Annotated in this window: 12 protein-coding genes; 10 read left to right on the top strand and 2 right to left on the bottom strand. The window is 64.5% G+C overall.

All coding sequences use genetic code 11. The features are described from left to right. The first annotated feature begins 254 nt into the window (after positions 1–254). The 7 genes from dnaB (at position 255) to AC6UAL_RS08935 (ending at position 10,897) form a co-directional block, all read left to right on the top strand. The gene (dnaB, locus tag AC6UAL_RS08965) at positions 255–1,691 is read left to right on the top strand and encodes a replicative DNA helicase (RefSeq protein WP_500683039.1); all 1,437 of its coding nucleotides are present in this window, start codon (positions 255–257) and stop codon (positions 1,689–1,691) included. A 170-nt stretch (positions 1,692–1,861) separates the two neighbouring features. Further along, positions 1,862–3,178: an adenosylmethionine--8-amino-7-oxononanoate transaminase gene (gene bioA / locus AC6UAL_RS08960; RefSeq protein ID WP_500683038.1), complete on the top strand. Its 1,317-nt coding sequence runs from the start codon at positions 1,862–1,864 to the stop codon at positions 3,176–3,178. Positions 3,179–3,216: 38 nt separating this feature from the next. Next, positions 3,217–4,434, top strand: coding sequence for an FHA domain-containing protein (locus AC6UAL_RS08955; protein ID WP_500683037.1), 1,218 nt, complete (start codon positions 3,217–3,219; stop codon positions 4,432–4,434). 134 nt (positions 4,435–4,568) lie between these two features. After that, positions 4,569–6,116, top strand: coding sequence for a bifunctional phosphoribosylaminoimidazolecarboxamide formyltransferase/IMP cyclohydrolase (purH, locus tag AC6UAL_RS08950; RefSeq protein WP_500683041.1), 1,548 nt, complete (start codon positions 4,569–4,571; stop codon positions 6,114–6,116). 143 nt (positions 6,117–6,259) lie between these two features. After that, positions 6,260–7,000: a pyridoxine 5'-phosphate synthase gene (locus AC6UAL_RS08945; RefSeq protein ID WP_500683036.1), complete on the top strand. Its 741-nt coding sequence runs from the start codon at positions 6,260–6,262 to the stop codon at positions 6,998–7,000. 301 nt (positions 7,001–7,301) lie between these two features. Continuing rightward, a complete protein-coding gene (gene galK / locus AC6UAL_RS08940) occupies positions 7,302–8,480 on the top strand; it encodes a galactokinase (protein WP_500683035.1) in 1,179 nt (392 codons plus the stop codon). Between the two features lie 17 nt (positions 8,481–8,497). Then, on the top strand, positions 8,498–10,897 hold the full coding sequence (locus AC6UAL_RS08935) for a sodium:solute symporter family transporter (protein ID WP_500683034.1): 2,400 nt from the start codon (positions 8,498–8,500) through the stop codon (positions 10,895–10,897). Positions 10,898–11,209: 312 nt separating this feature from the next. On the opposite strand, the gene infA is transcribed toward AC6UAL_RS08935, so the two are convergent. Further along, positions 11,210–11,449, bottom strand: a complete 240-nt coding sequence (gene infA, locus AC6UAL_RS08930) for a translation initiation factor IF-1 (protein ID WP_500683040.1) — start codon at positions 11,447–11,449, stop codon at positions 11,210–11,212. Positions 11,450–11,790: 341 nt separating this feature from the next. Between infA and rplM the strand changes: the two genes are divergently transcribed. The 3 genes from rplM (at position 11,791) to aroC (ending at position 13,863) form a co-directional block, all read left to right on the top strand. Continuing rightward, positions 11,791–12,222 (top strand): 50S ribosomal protein L13, encoded by a 432-nt coding sequence (gene rplM / locus AC6UAL_RS08925; protein WP_500683033.1) that lies wholly within the window; start codon positions 11,791–11,793, stop codon positions 12,220–12,222. Positions 12,223–12,235: 13 nt separating this feature from the next. Beyond that, positions 12,236–12,643: a 30S ribosomal protein S9 gene (gene rpsI, locus AC6UAL_RS08920; protein WP_500683032.1), complete on the top strand. Its 408-nt coding sequence runs from the start codon at positions 12,236–12,238 to the stop codon at positions 12,641–12,643. Positions 12,644–12,780: 137 nt separating this feature from the next. Beyond that, complete coding sequence (gene aroC / locus AC6UAL_RS08915) at positions 12,781–13,863, top strand: chorismate synthase (RefSeq protein ID WP_500683031.1); 1,083 nt, start codon at positions 12,781–12,783, stop codon at positions 13,861–13,863. A 171-nt stretch (positions 13,864–14,034) separates the two neighbouring features. On the opposite strand, the gene AC6UAL_RS08910 is transcribed toward aroC, so the two are convergent. Further along, entirely contained in the window at positions 14,035–14,790 is a 756-nt protein-coding gene (locus AC6UAL_RS08910; protein ID WP_500683030.1) for a site-2 protease family protein, read from the bottom strand. Positions 14,791–14,927: the final 137 nt, after the last annotated feature.

The raw sequence follows: 14,927 nt of genomic DNA, 5'->3' as shown, positions 1-14,927 counted from the left end.
CTCTCCTTGCCCGACAACCCGCATGATTACTGCATCCCTTTTCCCCCCTGCTCAAACTTTGGGACAGGTGTGATTTTTCTGCCGAGATTCCGCCCCTGTGGCGGCTTCGTCGACGGCGGCAAAGGCATCCGAGCACCGTTTTGAACTTGCCAAGGGCGGCAGGGGAGGGTAGAATGGCGGCGCTTCGACCGCCGAGCCTTCGCTGCGCTGCGGTGGCTCTTCTCATCCTTTGACTCGAACGCTGACGTTTCCTCATGAGTGCTGAAAAACCGGAGAGTGTCGACCTGCGGGCCGCCGAGATACCGCGGCCCGAGGGCTTGGTGATGCCTCAGGCTCCTCCGGTGGAGAAGAGCTTGCTCTCGATGATGACGATCGACCCGACCAACATCATCTCGCGCTGCATCTCCGACGGCATGACCGGCGATTACTTCTACGTGCCGGCGCACCGCCTCCTCTGGGATGTTTTCCGCCAGCGCTACGACAAGGGGCTCTCCGTCGATGTGACGTCGGTGGCGCAGCAGCTCGATGATCAACGGACGCTGGAGGCCGTGGGCGGCCACGCCGGCCTGATGGAGGTTTTCTCGTATGCGACGACGACGGCACTCTACGAGCAGCATTTCGAGATTCTCAAGGAGAAATACATCCGCCGCTCCATCATCCTGACGGCCAACAAAGCGACGGATGCCGCCTACCGACAGGAGGGTGAAATCGAAGATTTGCTCGATCAGACCGAGCAGGACGTGTTGCACATTCGCCAGAGTGCGACCAAGGGCGCGGAATGGAGCCTTAAGGAGGACATCCGCCGCGCGGTGGACAATCTGGAGCGCATGATGATTTCCGACGGCGACATCCTCGGCCTGCGCACGGGCTTCGAGAGGCTGGATCGCATGATCAACGGGCTCAAGGGCGGCGAGCTTTTCGTCATCGCGGCGCGTCCGTCGATGGGCAAGACCTCTTACCTGCTCAACATCATTGAGCACATTGTGCTCGATGAGAAGAAGCCCGCGCTCTGCTTCTCCTGTGAAATGCCCAGCGTGCAGCTCGTCGAACGCCTGCTCTACGCGCGCAGCGGCGTGAGCAAGCAGCAGCTGCAAATCAACAAGGGACACATCCCGCAGAAGGACATGAAGTGCCTGCGCGACGCCATCAAGGAGCTTCAGGTCAGCAAACTCATCATCGACGACACGGCCGCCATTTCGATTTCCGAGCTTCGCGCCAAAGCGCGGCGCGTGCAGCGCGAGAATCCCGAACTGGCCGTCATCGGCATCGACTACCTGCAGCTCATGCGCTCGCACACGAAGCAGGCGCAGAACAGCCGCGAGCGTGAAATCGCCGAAATCTCGGGCGGGCTCAAGAGCCTGGCCAAAGAGCTCAACGTGCCCATCGTCGTGCTGGCTCAGCTCAACCGCGGCCCGGAAAACCGCACGGGGCGCAACAAGGGCACGCCCCAGATGAGCGACCTGCGCGAATCGGGCGCCATCGAACAGGATGCCGACATGATCGGCCTGCTTTATCGGAAGCGCTACTACGCCGAGACGGAGGAGGAGCGCGAGGAGATGGGCGACGACGCCATGCTCATTCTCGCCAAGAACCGCAACGGCCCCACCGGCGATGTGCCGCTTTCCTTCCGCGCCGAGCTCATGCGCTTCACCACCCGCGTGGTCGCCGACAACGAGGAGGACGAGGGCTGAGCCGCGCGTCCCCGGCGCCGACTCGTTCCGCGCCGCCGTCGATGCCCCCGCATCGGCACCGCCGCGCTCCCCGCAAGCACAGCCGAACTCTCCGCAAGCACCGCCGCACTTTCCGCAGACACCGCTGTATTTCCCGCAGACTCCTCCGCACTCAACATCAGGACATCACCATGGCTTCACCGCAACAGACCGATATTTGGATTCAACGCGACCTCGCCCACTGCTGGCACCCCTTCACCCCTCAAGCTCTCTGGGGGAAGGAGGCCGAGATTCTCATGATCGAATCGGGCAAGGGCGTGTGGCTGACGGACACCCTCGGCCGCCGCTACCTCGACGGCAACAGCTCCATCTGGGTGAACATTCACGGCCACTGCCACCCGCATATCGTCGAGGCCATCCGGCGGCAGGCCGGCATCATTTGCCACAGCAGCTACCTCGGCTTTGCCCACGGCTTGGCCAGCGATCTCGCCACGCGCCTCTGCTCCTACTTCCCGAAGGACACGCTCACGCGCGTCTTTTTCTCCGACGACGGTTCGACGGCCATCGAATCCGCCCTCAAAATGGCCTTCCAGAGCCGCGTTCAAACCCCGGGCGAAGAGCATCGGCGCCACTTCGTCGCCTTCAGCAACTGCTACCACGGCGACACCATGGGAGCCGCCTCGCTGGGCGGCGTCGGCACCTTCTTTGATCGCTTCAAGGGCTTCGGCATCGAGGTGACCCACGTGAACAGCCTCGACGAACTCCGCGCCCTGTCGCCCGAGTTCATCCGCAGCGTCACCGCCGTCATCATCGAGCCCGTCATTCAGGGCGTCAACCGCATGACTCCCTGGCCGAAGGGGCTGCTGCGCGACCTGCGGCGCTTCTGCGACGAGCAGGGTATCTACCTCATCTGCGACGAAGTGATGACCGGCTTCGGGCGCACGGGCAAGCTTTTCGCCTGCATGAACGAAGGCGTCATCCCCGACTTCCTCTGCTGTGCCAAGGGCCTCACCAGCGGCTACACCCCGCTGGCCGCCTGCCTGACCACCGAGGCCGTCTTTGACAAGTTCATCGGCGCCTGCAGCGAGAACAAAACCTTTTACTACGGCCACAGCTTCACGGCGCACCCCATCGGCTGCGCGGCGGCTATGGCGAGCCTCGACGTTTTTGAGAACGAGAGGGTGCTCGAGAATCTGCCGCCCAAGATGCAGCTTCTGGCCGAGCTCGGTGCCGAACTGGAGCGCAACAACCCTTGGGTCAGCGCCGTGCGCTCCTGCGGCATGATTTTGGGTATCGACGTCGCACGTGCGGACGGCACGCCCTTCGCGCAGGATGACCGCGCGGGCGAAAAAGCCTGCATCGCCATGCGGCGGCACGGCCTGCTCACCCGCCCGTGCACGCACGACACCATCGTCCTGATGCCGCCTCTCTGCATCACTGAAGAGGAGATCCGCTTCGCGCTGCGCGCCATCGACGCCGGCATTCGCGATGCGCTTCCTGAATTATGAGCTTGATTTTGCGCGGGGCTCTGGCATACTGAAGCAACATGGCAGTCATCTTCATCACGAAAAAAGACGGCTCGCGGCAGAAATATCGCCTGCCGAGCGAAGCCGACAGCGTCGTAAGCATCGGGCGCTCGGACGACTGCCTCATCAGCATGCCCGACGTTCTGGGGCTTTCCGGGCGCCACTGCCGCATCGAGGGCAAGGGAGGCGAGTACACCATCATCGACGAAAATTCGACCAACGGCACCCTTTGCAACGGTGAGCGCATCGAGAGCCGCATCCTGCGGCGCGGCGACGTCTACCGCATCGGCGAAGCAAGCCTCGTCTTTGACCCCGAGACGCAGAGCGCGGCCAAAATCGACCTCGCGGCCATCGCCGAGTCCTTGGTGCAGGGCGCTGCCCCGACTGCCGCTGCGGAGGCGGATAAGCCCGCCGATGGGCGCCCTGCGGCTCCTCTGACGCCGCTCGATGCCGCCGCCTCCCCCTCATCGCCGACGCCTCCTGAGCATCAGCCCGATCATCAGCCCGAGCCCGCTGCCGCCGAGAAAAACGCGAGCGGTGAGCCCGCCGCAGAGCGAAAAGCCCCGAGCGGTGAGGCGGCTGCCTCGGAAAAAGCCTCGGGCCGTGAGCCTGCTGCCGCTGCGGGAAAAGCCTCGGGCAACGAGGCGGGGAAGACCGCGGGCAGTGAGCCGGCACCCCGCAAATTGCGCGTCCCGTCCGGCCGCCGCGTCGGCTCCGGCTCGCCTTACGGTGTCGGTTCCGCTCCCGAGCCTCTTTACCTGCGTGTCCTCATTCTGCTCTACATGGCGGTGATGCTGGGCGGAGCCTTTTACGCCGGACTCACTCTGCGGCACTGGTGGGTGACGGGTCGCTTCCTGCCGACCGATCAAGGCGGTGTTGCCGCGGAAGCTGCCGCCGCGCTTCCCGCATCCGCTCCGACCAAAGCCGCCGCGCCTGCCTCTTCTGCCGCGCCCGCGGCTCCTGCGGCTCCTGCCGCTCCCGTACCCGGTGCCGATGAGCCCGCCCCGAGCCCGGCTCCCGGCGCTGAGACGGTCGAGCTCGACGACGATTGGCTCGAAAGCGATGAGGGCGATGAGGGCGATGGCGCCGAAGTCGGCGATGAGGATGCAGACGTCGGTGAGCCCTCCGACAGCGCTGCGGATGATGCCGAGACGGACGCCTTCGACGAGCTTGATGCCTCGCCCGAGGCGGATGACGCCGCCGCCGCGGCCGACGCAGGCAGCTCGCCCCTTGCCTGATCCCGCCGCTGCGACGCTCGCTGCGTCTCGTTAGGCGTCGGAGCCCTCGCGATTTTGGACTTGAATTTCCCGCGCAGCAGGTGTACCCTTGGGCGCCGCCTGTGCGGTTAACCCTCATTTGACTCATGGAAACGATGAAAATTGAACGCGCCCTGCTGTCCGTCTCGGACAAGACCGGGCTCGAAAGGTTTGCCCGGGGCCTCGTTGCCCAGAATGTTCAGCTGATTTCAACCGGCGGCACCTGCAAGTACCTCAAGGAACTCGGGCTTCCCGTCACCGAAATCTCCGACTACACCGGAGCCCCCGAGCTCTTTGACGGCCGCGTCAAGACGCTTCATCCCAAGGTGCACGGCGGCCTGCTGCAGCGCCGCGACCTCGAAGAGCACCGCAAGCAGGCGGCCGAAAACAACATCCCCACCATCGACCTCGTCTGCGTCAACCTCTATCCCTTTGAAGAGACCGTCGCCAAAGAGGGCGTGACTCTCGCCGAGGCCATTGAGAAAATCGACATCGGCGGCCCCTCGATGCTGCGCTCCGCCGCCAAGAACTACGCATCGGTCACCGTCGTCTGCGACCCCGCCGACTACGACACCGTGCTGGAGGAGATGGAGAACCACCAGGGCAACACCACGCTCAAGACCCGCGAGAAGCTCGCCGTCAAGGTGTTCATGCGCACCTCGTCGTACGACACCGCCATCTCGAACTTCCTCGGCCACCGCTCCGAAGACAGCATCAAGAACAACCTGACCCTCTCGCTGCCCTTCTGCCAGACGCTGCGCTACGGCGACAACCCCCACCAGCCCAGCGTGCTCTACGGCAACTTCGACAAGATTTTCACCCAGCTTCAGGGCAAGGAGCTCTCCTACACCAACATCCTCGACCTCGACGCGGCCGCTTCGCTCATCATGAACTTCCGCCGCCCGACCGTCGGCATCCTCAAACACACCAACCCCTGCGGCGTCGGTCAGGATGATGAGGACCTCGTCGAGGCTTGGAAGCGCGCCTACCAGACGGACACGCAGGCTCCCTTCGGCGGCGTCATCGTCATGAACCGCCCGATGACTGAGGCGCTCGCCCGCATCGTCGGCGCCATCTTCACCGACGTCATCATCGCCCCTGACTACGAGCCCGAGGCCCGCGCCATCCTGCAGAAGAAGAAGAACTGCCGCATCATGCGCATCAACATGCAGGCTTGGCTCGAGTCCTGCCGCCTGCCCATGATCCGCACGGCCCCCGGCGGCGTCATGACGATGAAGCGCGACGATCAGGCCCTCGGCCTCGAGGACCTCGAGAGCAAGGTCGTCACGAACCGCGTGCCCACCGCCGATGAGCTCGAAGCGCTGCGCTTCGCTTGGCGCGTCTGCAAGCAGGTTCACTCCAACGCCATCGTCTTCACCGACAAGAACGGCACCCTCGGCATCGGCGCCGGCCAGATGAGCCGCGTCGACTCCGCCAAGATTGCCGTGTGGAAGGCCGGTCAGGCGGGTCTCGACCTCAAGGGCAGCGTCATCGCCTCCGACGGGCTCTTCCCCTTCGCCGACGGCCTTCAGACGGCCATCGACGCCGGCGCCACCGCCTGCATCCAGCCCGGCGGCTCCATCCGCGACCAAGAGGTGATCGACGCCGCCAACGCGGCCGGCATCGCCATGGTCTTCACCGGCGTGCGCCACTTCCTGCACTAAACGGCAGGGAGAGTGCCCCATCCCCTCATCATTCCCCCGGGGCGTCCGGCCTCGGGGGAATCCCGTTTTCAGCGAGCCGAACGCGGCTCATCCCCGCGCACTCGCCTCCCCGACATCCTCAAACACCCATCCCCATCACCACCATGTTACTCGGAGTCAATATCGACCACGTCGCCACCCTGCGTCAGGCACGCTATGCCGGCATGCCCGACGCTCACCATGCCGAGCCCTCGGTTCTCGATGCCGCCCGCGCCGCCCTTGCCGGCGGAGCCGACTCAATCACCCTGCATGTGCGCGAAGACCGCCGCCACATGCAAGACCGCGATGCCTTCGCCGTGCGGCGCGACATCCCCCTGCCGCTCAACCTCGAGATGGGCGCTACCGAGTCCATGCTCGAGTTCGCCCTGAAGCTCAAGCCCGACTACGTATGCCTCGTTCCGGAGCGCCGTCAGGAGGTGACGACGGAGGGCGGCCTCGACGTCATCGGCCATGCCGACCTGCTGCGCGAACTCATCGCGGCTCTTCAGGGCAACGGTAGCCGCGTCAGCCTCTTCATCGACCCCGAGCCCGCGCAAATCGAAGCCGGAGCCGCCATCGGAGCCCCGATGATCGAGCTGCACACCGGCCGCTTCTCCAACACCCTCGGCGCCGAGCGCGAAGCCGAAGTGCAGCGCCTCATCAGCGCCGCCGAATGCGGGCACAAGCTCGGCCTGGACGTTCACGCCGGCCACGGCATCCGGATCGCCAACCTCGCCGAACTCAGCCGCGTGCCCCACCTCAGCGAACTGAATATCGGTCACACCCTCATTGCGCGTGCCGTCTTCATCGGCCTCGAGGCCGCCGTGCGCGAGATGAAGGAAGCCATAGCCGCGCTCTCTTGGTAAGCCCGGCAAGCCTCTCTGCGCTTTCCGCGGAGGGATCGCCGCCTCCTTTCCCCATGATCGAGCCGCCCCGTCGCGCGTCGGGGCGGCTCGATGCTTGCAGCCTCCGCCGCGCGCCCGTCGGAGCTCCGCCCTGCCGCCTGCCTCGCCGCCTGCTCTGTCTCTCGCTCTGCTTCCCGCCCTGTCGCCTGCCTTGCCGACGGCCTTGCGGACGGCGTTATCCGCCATGTGTTCGACAAAATTCCCCATCGTTCGGAAGTTTATGATTTACTTCAGGGTGTGAATATGATAGCCTTCATCTGCTATGGACTTAGAGCAACGCGAAATCAGTGTCGAAACCATCTCTCCCTACTTTGAGGAGTATTTCGGACACAAACCCACTGTCGTAGCCGCCTCTCCCGGTCGTGTGAACCTCATTGGCGAGCACACCGACTACAACAACGGCTTTGTCTTACCCATGGCCCTCAACAACATCAATGTTGTGGCCGTGGCTCTCTCTCCCACCGGCAAGCACCGCTGGATCGGATCTTTGGGCGACACCATGATTGAAATTGAGCCCGCCGATGCCGACAAACCCGGCGAACCCTTCTGGAGCAACTACGTGCGCGGCGTCATCTGCATGCTCGAGCGCCGCGGCATCAAGGTGCCGCCCGTCGACATGCTCATCGACTCCAACGTCCCGCGCGGCGGCGGCCTCTCCTCCAGCGCGGCCTTCGAGGTTGCCACCTGCACCGCTCTGGCGGCCCTCTGCGGCGCTGATGTCAGCCCGACCGAGCGCGCCCTCATCGGCCAGGCCACCGAGCACGAGTTCGTCAACGTTCCCTGCGGCATCATGGACCAGTTCATCTCGGCCAACGGACGCAAGGATCACGCCCTGATGCTCGACTGCAAAGACCTCTCCTACAAGCTCATCCCCATGACGGATCCGAGCGTCAGCGTGCTCGTCATCGACTCAGCCGTCAAACACTCTCTGGCCGACGGCGGCTACGCTGCCCGCCGCAAGAACTGCGAAGACGCCTGCGCCATCCTCGGTGTTCCCTCCCTGCGCGAAGCCACGCTCGAGATGCTCGAAGAGAAGAAAGCCGAGCTCGGCGACCTCTGCTACCGCCGCGCCCGCCACGTCATCGGTGAAAACATTCGCGTTGCCGCCTTCGCCGAGGCCGTTGAGAAGGGCGACTGGGAGGCGGCCGGCGTCGCCATGCGCGGCTCGCATGCCTCGCTCAAGGACGACTTTGAGGTCTCCTGCGCCGAAGTCGACAAACTCGTCAGCCTGGCCGACACCATCCCCTCGGCGGCCTCCGTCTACGGCGCCCGCATGACCGGCGGCGGCTTCGGCGGCTGCATCGTCGCCCTCGTCAAGAGCGATGACGTCGAGCAGGTCGCCCGCGAAATGCTCGAGGCTTACCGCCAAGAGCTCGGTATTGAAACCACCTACCTTGTCACCCGCCCGGGCGAAGGCGCCCGCGTGCTCTACAAGGCCTGATTCCAACAGTACGACTTATGAAGCAATTGTTTGCAACACTGAGCGCCCTGGCTCTCCTGAGCTTCGGCGCAACCGCGCAAGATACGCCCGCCGTGCAGCCGGAGCCCGCTCCCGCCCCGGCGGTTGACGTCACCCCGGCTCCCGAGCCTGCTCCCGCTCCGGCGGTTGACGCCGCTCCGGCTCCCGAGCCTGCTCCCGCCCCGGCCGCTGACGCCGCAACGGCTCCCGAACCTGCTCCCGCTCCGGCTGCTGAGGCCGCAACGGCAGTCGCCGGTGAGAGCCCGTCCGCCAACGTCGAGAAAGTCGACCCGCTGCCCCTGTGGGAAATGCTCGTCTTCTGCATCGTCGTCGCGGGCGTCATCGGTCTGGGTATCTGGAAGTCCGGCGCCGGTGACAAGAAGAAAGAGGAAGGCGCATCCAAAGAGGGAGGCGTCGCCGATTACTTCCTGGCCGGCCGCGGCCTGAGCTGGTGGCTCGTCGGCTTCTCGCTGCTGGCTGCCAACATCTCCACCGAACAGTTTGTCGGCATGAGCGGTCAGGCCTCTGACTGGCTCGGCATCGCCATCGCCGGCTACGAATGGCTGGCCGCCATCGTGCTCGTGATCGTGGCCTTCAGCTTCCTGCCCATGCTGCTCAAGCGCGGCGTCTTCACCATCCCGCAGTTCCTCGAAGAGCGCTTCAACGGCGTCGCCCGCGTGACGATGGCCATTGCAAACCTCCTCATCCTCGTGGGTGTGCCCACCGCCGCCGTCATCTACGCCGGCTCCACCGTGGTCTCCGTCTACTTTGACCTGCCGGTGACGACGGGCTGCATCATCATTGCGGTCTGCGCCACCGTTTACGTCTACATCGGCGGCCTGAAGGCCTGCGCCTGGACGGACCTCATCTGGGGCTCCGGCCTTCTGCTCGGCGGCGCCGTCGTCGCCTACTTCGCGCTCAATGCCCTCGGCAACGTCGATCCGGCCACCGCACACGACGTGATTGATTCGGCCTCCATCTCGGCCACCAACATGGTCAACGGCGATGTCGCCGGCGCCATGCAGAGCACCGGCAACGCCCTCGTCGACGGCGCCGCACGCCTCTGGATGCTCAACGACGGCGACGCCACCTCCTCGATCAACGGCATCGCCGGCAAGATGCACATGATGCGCCCGGACGACGATCCCACCATGCCTTGGACGGTTTACCTGCTGGGTCTCTGGATCCCGAACTTCTTCTACTGGGGTCTCAACCAGTACATCATGCAGCGCACGCTGGCTTCCAAGAGCCTCGAGGAAGGCCAGCTCGGCGTCGTCTTCGCCGCCTTCCTCAAGCTGCTGGTGCCCTTCGTGGTGATTATTCCGGGCATTCTGGCCTACAACCTCTTCCGCGGCGACCTCAAGTCCATTGCCGATAACCGCGCCGATCAGGTCGTGAAAGCCGCGGCCGATGAGAAAGCCAAGAGCGGCAGGGAGCCCATCTACACCATCACGGTGGAGCGCCTTGTGCGCGCCGAAGTGGCCGACCAATGCGTCGAACAGCTTCGCCACAACGCCGACGTCGCCAAGGCGACGCCTGAGCAGAGGGCCGAGCTCGACCAAGCTGCCGCCGCCCTCAAGGCCATTCATCCTTCCGCGACGGAAGAGCGCAGCGTGGCTGCCAAAGCTCTGGTTGCCATCGATGCGAAGATCACCGAGAGCGCTCGCAGCAACACCGCCGACTACAACGTCACCTCGAAGATGGTCGGCTACCACTACGACTCCGCCTTCGCCACCCTGCTGCGCCGCCTGCTGCCGGGCACCGGCTGGGCTTGGTTCGTGCTGGCTGCCCTCTTCGGTGCCGTCGTGAGCTCGCTGGCCTCGATGTTCAACTCGGCCTCGACGCTCTTCACGATGGACATCTACGGCAAGGCCAAGGAGCTGACGGGCAAGCCCGCCTCCTCCGCCCAGCTCGTTTCCGTGGGTCGTTGGTCCGTGCTCGTCCTCGCCCTCATCGCCACCGTCATTGCTCCCTATCTGGATAACCCCGCCTTCGGCGGCATCTTCACCTTCATTCAGGAGTTCCAAGGCTTCCTGAGCCCGGGCGTGCTCGCGGTGTTCCTCTTCGGCTTCTTCGTGCCGAAGTGCCCGCGCATCTTCGGCTGGCTGGGCATTGCGCTGGGTGCCGTCGTCTACGGCATCCTCAAGATGATCCCGATTCCGGAGCACAACGAGACGATGACTCTGCTGCTCGGCTCCTTCCTCAACCGCATGGCCATCTCCTTCTTGGTCATCTGCTTGGTCGGCGCCATCATGACTCTCGTCAATCACCTGCGCGGCGGCGAAGCCGTCATCCTGCAGGACAAGGGTATCATCGAGATGAAGACCTCCGCGCGCGCCAAGATCTTCGGTGCCGTGGTGATCGTGCTGACTCTCGCCCTCTACATCCTGTTCTGGTAAAGACAAGCGTATCAGACGATGTCATTTCGCGGCGCCCCGCATCCCGTACGGATGCGGGGCGCTTGCCGTTTGGGGAGCGAGGAGCGCAGGAGGAGGGGGACAGGAGGAGTGAGGGGCAGGAGGAGCGAGGGGGACAGGGGAGAGCGAGGGGGGCAGGGGGGCCGGACGCTTTCCCTCGGTCGGCTCCCCTTGCCGACTCCCCGGCCGGGTCCTCCAACCCGGAGCTCAGAGCAAACAAAAACCCCTGCACGCAGCGTGCAGGGGCGATCAAAAGGCGGGCGCGGCGCGGCGAAAAAGCGGCCGCAGACGTCGTCAACCCAAGCGGAAGGTGATGCGAGCCTTGCTCATATCGTAAGGCGACACCTCAATCTTCACGCGGTCACCGACGACGAGGCGGATGAAGCGCTTGCGCATCTTGCCCGAGATGTGCGCGAGAAACTCGTGGCCGTTGGCCACCTTCACGCGAAACATCGTGCCGGCGAGCACGGCAGAGACCACGCCTTCCATCTCGATCTCGCCCTCGCCGTCATCGTCAGCCTTCTTCGGCTTCATCGGGGCGGGGGTGGAGACGGGGCGGGCACCTCCTCGGGCATTGCCGCCGCGGGAGGCATTGTTGCGCTGCGGCGCCTTGCCGCCGCGATTGTTGGGGGGATTAGCCATGGAGTGATATATAACCTGATGTTGCGCCCGATGCGCAGGCGCGCGGGGCGCGAATAGTTTAATCTCAGGCGAGCCTGATGGCAAGCGCTTTTTCCTGTTTGGCGCCGCAAAATCGAAAAAAAACACCCGAAATCGCAAAATGGCATTGACAAAAGACTCATTCAAGGGTAGAGTATCCGCCCCGAACTAAGAGGTTCGAAGGCGAAAGCCTAAACCGGAAAACATCAACAAACATGAAAACCTTCTCTGCCAAAGCCCAGGATATTGAGCGCAAATGGTATGTGATCGACGCCGCCGACAAGGTGCTCGGTCAGGTCGCGGTTGAAGCAGCCAATCTGCTTCGCGGTAAGAACAAGACGATCTTCACCCCCCACGTGGACTGCGGTGACTACGTCATCATCGTCAACGCCGACAAGGTCGTGCTGACCGGCAACAAGGAGCGCGCCAAGATCTACACCCGCTATACCGGCTACGTTGGCAATCAGGTTGTGACCACCCCCGCCAAGCTTCGCAAGACGCATCCCGAGATGATTGTCGAGCACGCCGTCCTCGGCATGGTGCCGCACACCCGTCAGGGTCGCGCTCAGGCCGTCCGCCTCAAGGTCTACACCGGCGCCGAGCATCCGCACGCCGCTCAGAATCCCGAAGCCGTCACGATTGCCTAACTTCATATAAGCCATGAGTTCCGTTACTCCCTACAATGCCACCGGCCGCCGCAAGGAGGCTGTCGCTCATGCCTGGCTCACCCCCGTTGAAGAGGGGCAGACCGGCAAGATCACCATCAACCGCCGCGGTTTCGAGGAGTACCTCGTGACCGACGCCCTGCAGAACGTCGTCCTGCAGCCCTTCTACGCCACCAACACGATCAAGAAGTACGACGTGCGTCTCGTCACCAAGGGTGGCGGCATCCACGGCCAGACCGGCGCCATGAGCCTGGCTATCGCTCGTGCTCTCGTCATGATCGATGAGGAGTATCGCTCCGCCCTTCGCGAGCAGGGCCTCCTGACCCGCGACTCCCGCATGAAGGAGCGCAAGAAGGCCGGCCGTCCGGGCGCACGCAAGCGCTTCCAGTTCAGCAAGCGCTGATTCTGGTTCCACCCCGAGCCTCTTGATGGGCCGGACGCCTCCGGGCGCCCGGCCCATTGGCTTTTCAGCGAGGCCGCGCGGCAATTCGCCTTGCACCGCGAGCCCCGAAAAGCTATAATGCCGCCGCACACATCACCATGTCCAGCAACTTTGGCCACATCTTCCGCATCAGCACTTGGGGCGAATCGCACGGCGCCGGCGTCGGCGTCGTCATCGACGGCTGCCCGGCCGGCGTCCCCGTCAGCCGAGAAGCCATCCAGGCAGAGCTCGATCGCCGCCGCCCGGGGCAGAGCGACATCGTCACCCCGCGCAGCGAAGAGGACCGCGTCGAGATCCTCAGCGGCGTGCTCGACGGCCTGAGCCTCGGCACGCCCATCGCCCTGTCCGTCCGCAACAAAGACCACCGCTCCTCGGCCTACGACGAGATGCAGCACACCTACCGCCCCTCGCATGCCGACTACTGCTACGACGCCAAGTACGGGCGGCGCGCTTGGGCAGGCGGCGGACGCGCCAGTGCGCGAGAGACCATCGGTCGCGTCGCCGCCGGAGCCGTAGCGGGCGCCGTCCTGAGCGCCCTGTGCCCCGAGCTTGAAATCATCGCTTGGGTGCAGCGCGTGCATCGCATCAGCTGCGGCGTAGCTCCGGCGGACGTGAAGCGCGACGTCGTCGAGGGCAACATCGTGCGCTGTGCCGATCCCGCCGTCGCCGAGCGCATGGCTGCCGCCATCCGCGAAGCCCGCGCCGCAGGCGACTCGCTGGGCGGCATCGTTGCCTGCACCATTCGCCGCTGCCCCGTCGGCCTCGGCGATCCCGTCTTCGACAAACTCGAAGCCACCCTCGCGCACGCCATGATGAGCATCCCGGCCTGCAAGGGCTTCGACCTCGGCAGCGGATTTGATGCCCCCGACTACCGCGGCAGCGAACACAATGACCCCTACTGCATCAAAGACGGCCGCGTACGCACCCTCACCAACCGCTCCGGCGGCGTGCAGGGCGGCATCAGCAACGGCGAAGACATCAACATGCGCCTCGCCTTCAAGCCCACCGCCACCCTCATGATCGAGCAGCGCACCGTCAACGACCGAGGCGAAGAAGTCACGCTGCGCGGCAAAGGCCGCCATGACCCCTGCGTGCTGCCGCGCGCCGTCCCCGTCGTCGAAGCCATGGCGAGGCTCGTGCTCTGCGACCACCTGCTGCGCCAGCGCTGCTGCCGCCTCTGAGCGGCAGGCGACGCATGCAGACTCCTCACGGTATAGCTCAGCGCAGCGCCCGGCGCGGCTCGCCCTTTCCCCTCTCGCGGGGCCTCACCGGGCAAGCTGCCGAACACAAGACAAGGCCGCAACCCTCCTTTCGCGGGGTTGCGGCCTTGCCTTGTCCATGAGCATAGCCGCTCAGCGGCCTGAAAAATGGCGCATGAGCTTGTAGTTGTAGTAGGCCAGCCAGCCGAAAAGCAGAAGATTCCAGACCGATTGCGTGTACCAGCCCAAGAGAACGGCGGCCACGGCACCGGACACGACGCCGACGCGCGCTGCCGTCAGCAGGCTGCGCGACAGCATGGCGCAGACATGCCCGCCGTCGAGAGGCAGCGCCGGGACGAGGTTGAGAACGCACCAGAACAACCCGATCATGTTGGTGATCAGATAAAAGAGCAGAAGCGCCCGGTTCTGCTCCTCGATGCGCAGAGCCGCATCGAGGTCACCCAGCGATTCCAGAAGCGGTGCGCCCCAGTCGAAGGGCAGCACCTGATAAGCCGTCCAGCCCAGCGCCGTACCGACGCTGCCGATCTGAGCGCCGAGGAGCAGGATGCAGACCAACCCGGGCAGCAGCGTCGCCAGCGGGCCGGCCAGCGTCATCATCAGGGCCAGCGCACGCGTCGGCGGCGCCTGATCCGTCTCCGTTACGCCGCCCAGCCAAGCAATCGAAATCTGCGGATGAGCCCCGTAGCCCAACTTCGCCGTCAGTGCGTGTCCGAGCTCGTGACTGATCAGGCAAAGCAGCCCGGAGACAACGAAAAACAGCATGACAGACACATCCACCGACCCCGACGCAGACATGCCCGAGCCCAGCAGCAGCAAAATGAGAAACACGGACGGGTGGATGCTGGTCGGAATCCCGAAGAGGCGGCAGCGAATGATCAAGTTGTTCATACTCGTGGCCTAAAGCTACCGCAGAGACGCCTCGGAATCAAGCCCTTCTTGCGTCTGCATCCACACCTGTCCCAAAGTTTCAAGGCGCAGTCGTTTTGACGGCTCCTTGAGTATACAAAAAATGGAGGCTTGATTTT

The sequence above is a fragment of the Candidatus Parakkermansia intestinigallinarum genome (assembly GCF_944389695.1).
Lineage (GTDB): Bacteria > Verrucomicrobiota > Verrucomicrobiia > Verrucomicrobiales > Akkermansiaceae > Akkermansia > Akkermansia intestinigallinarum.
Note: the sequence above shows the minus strand (reverse complement) of the source record. Positions and strands in the feature narration are given on the sequence as shown.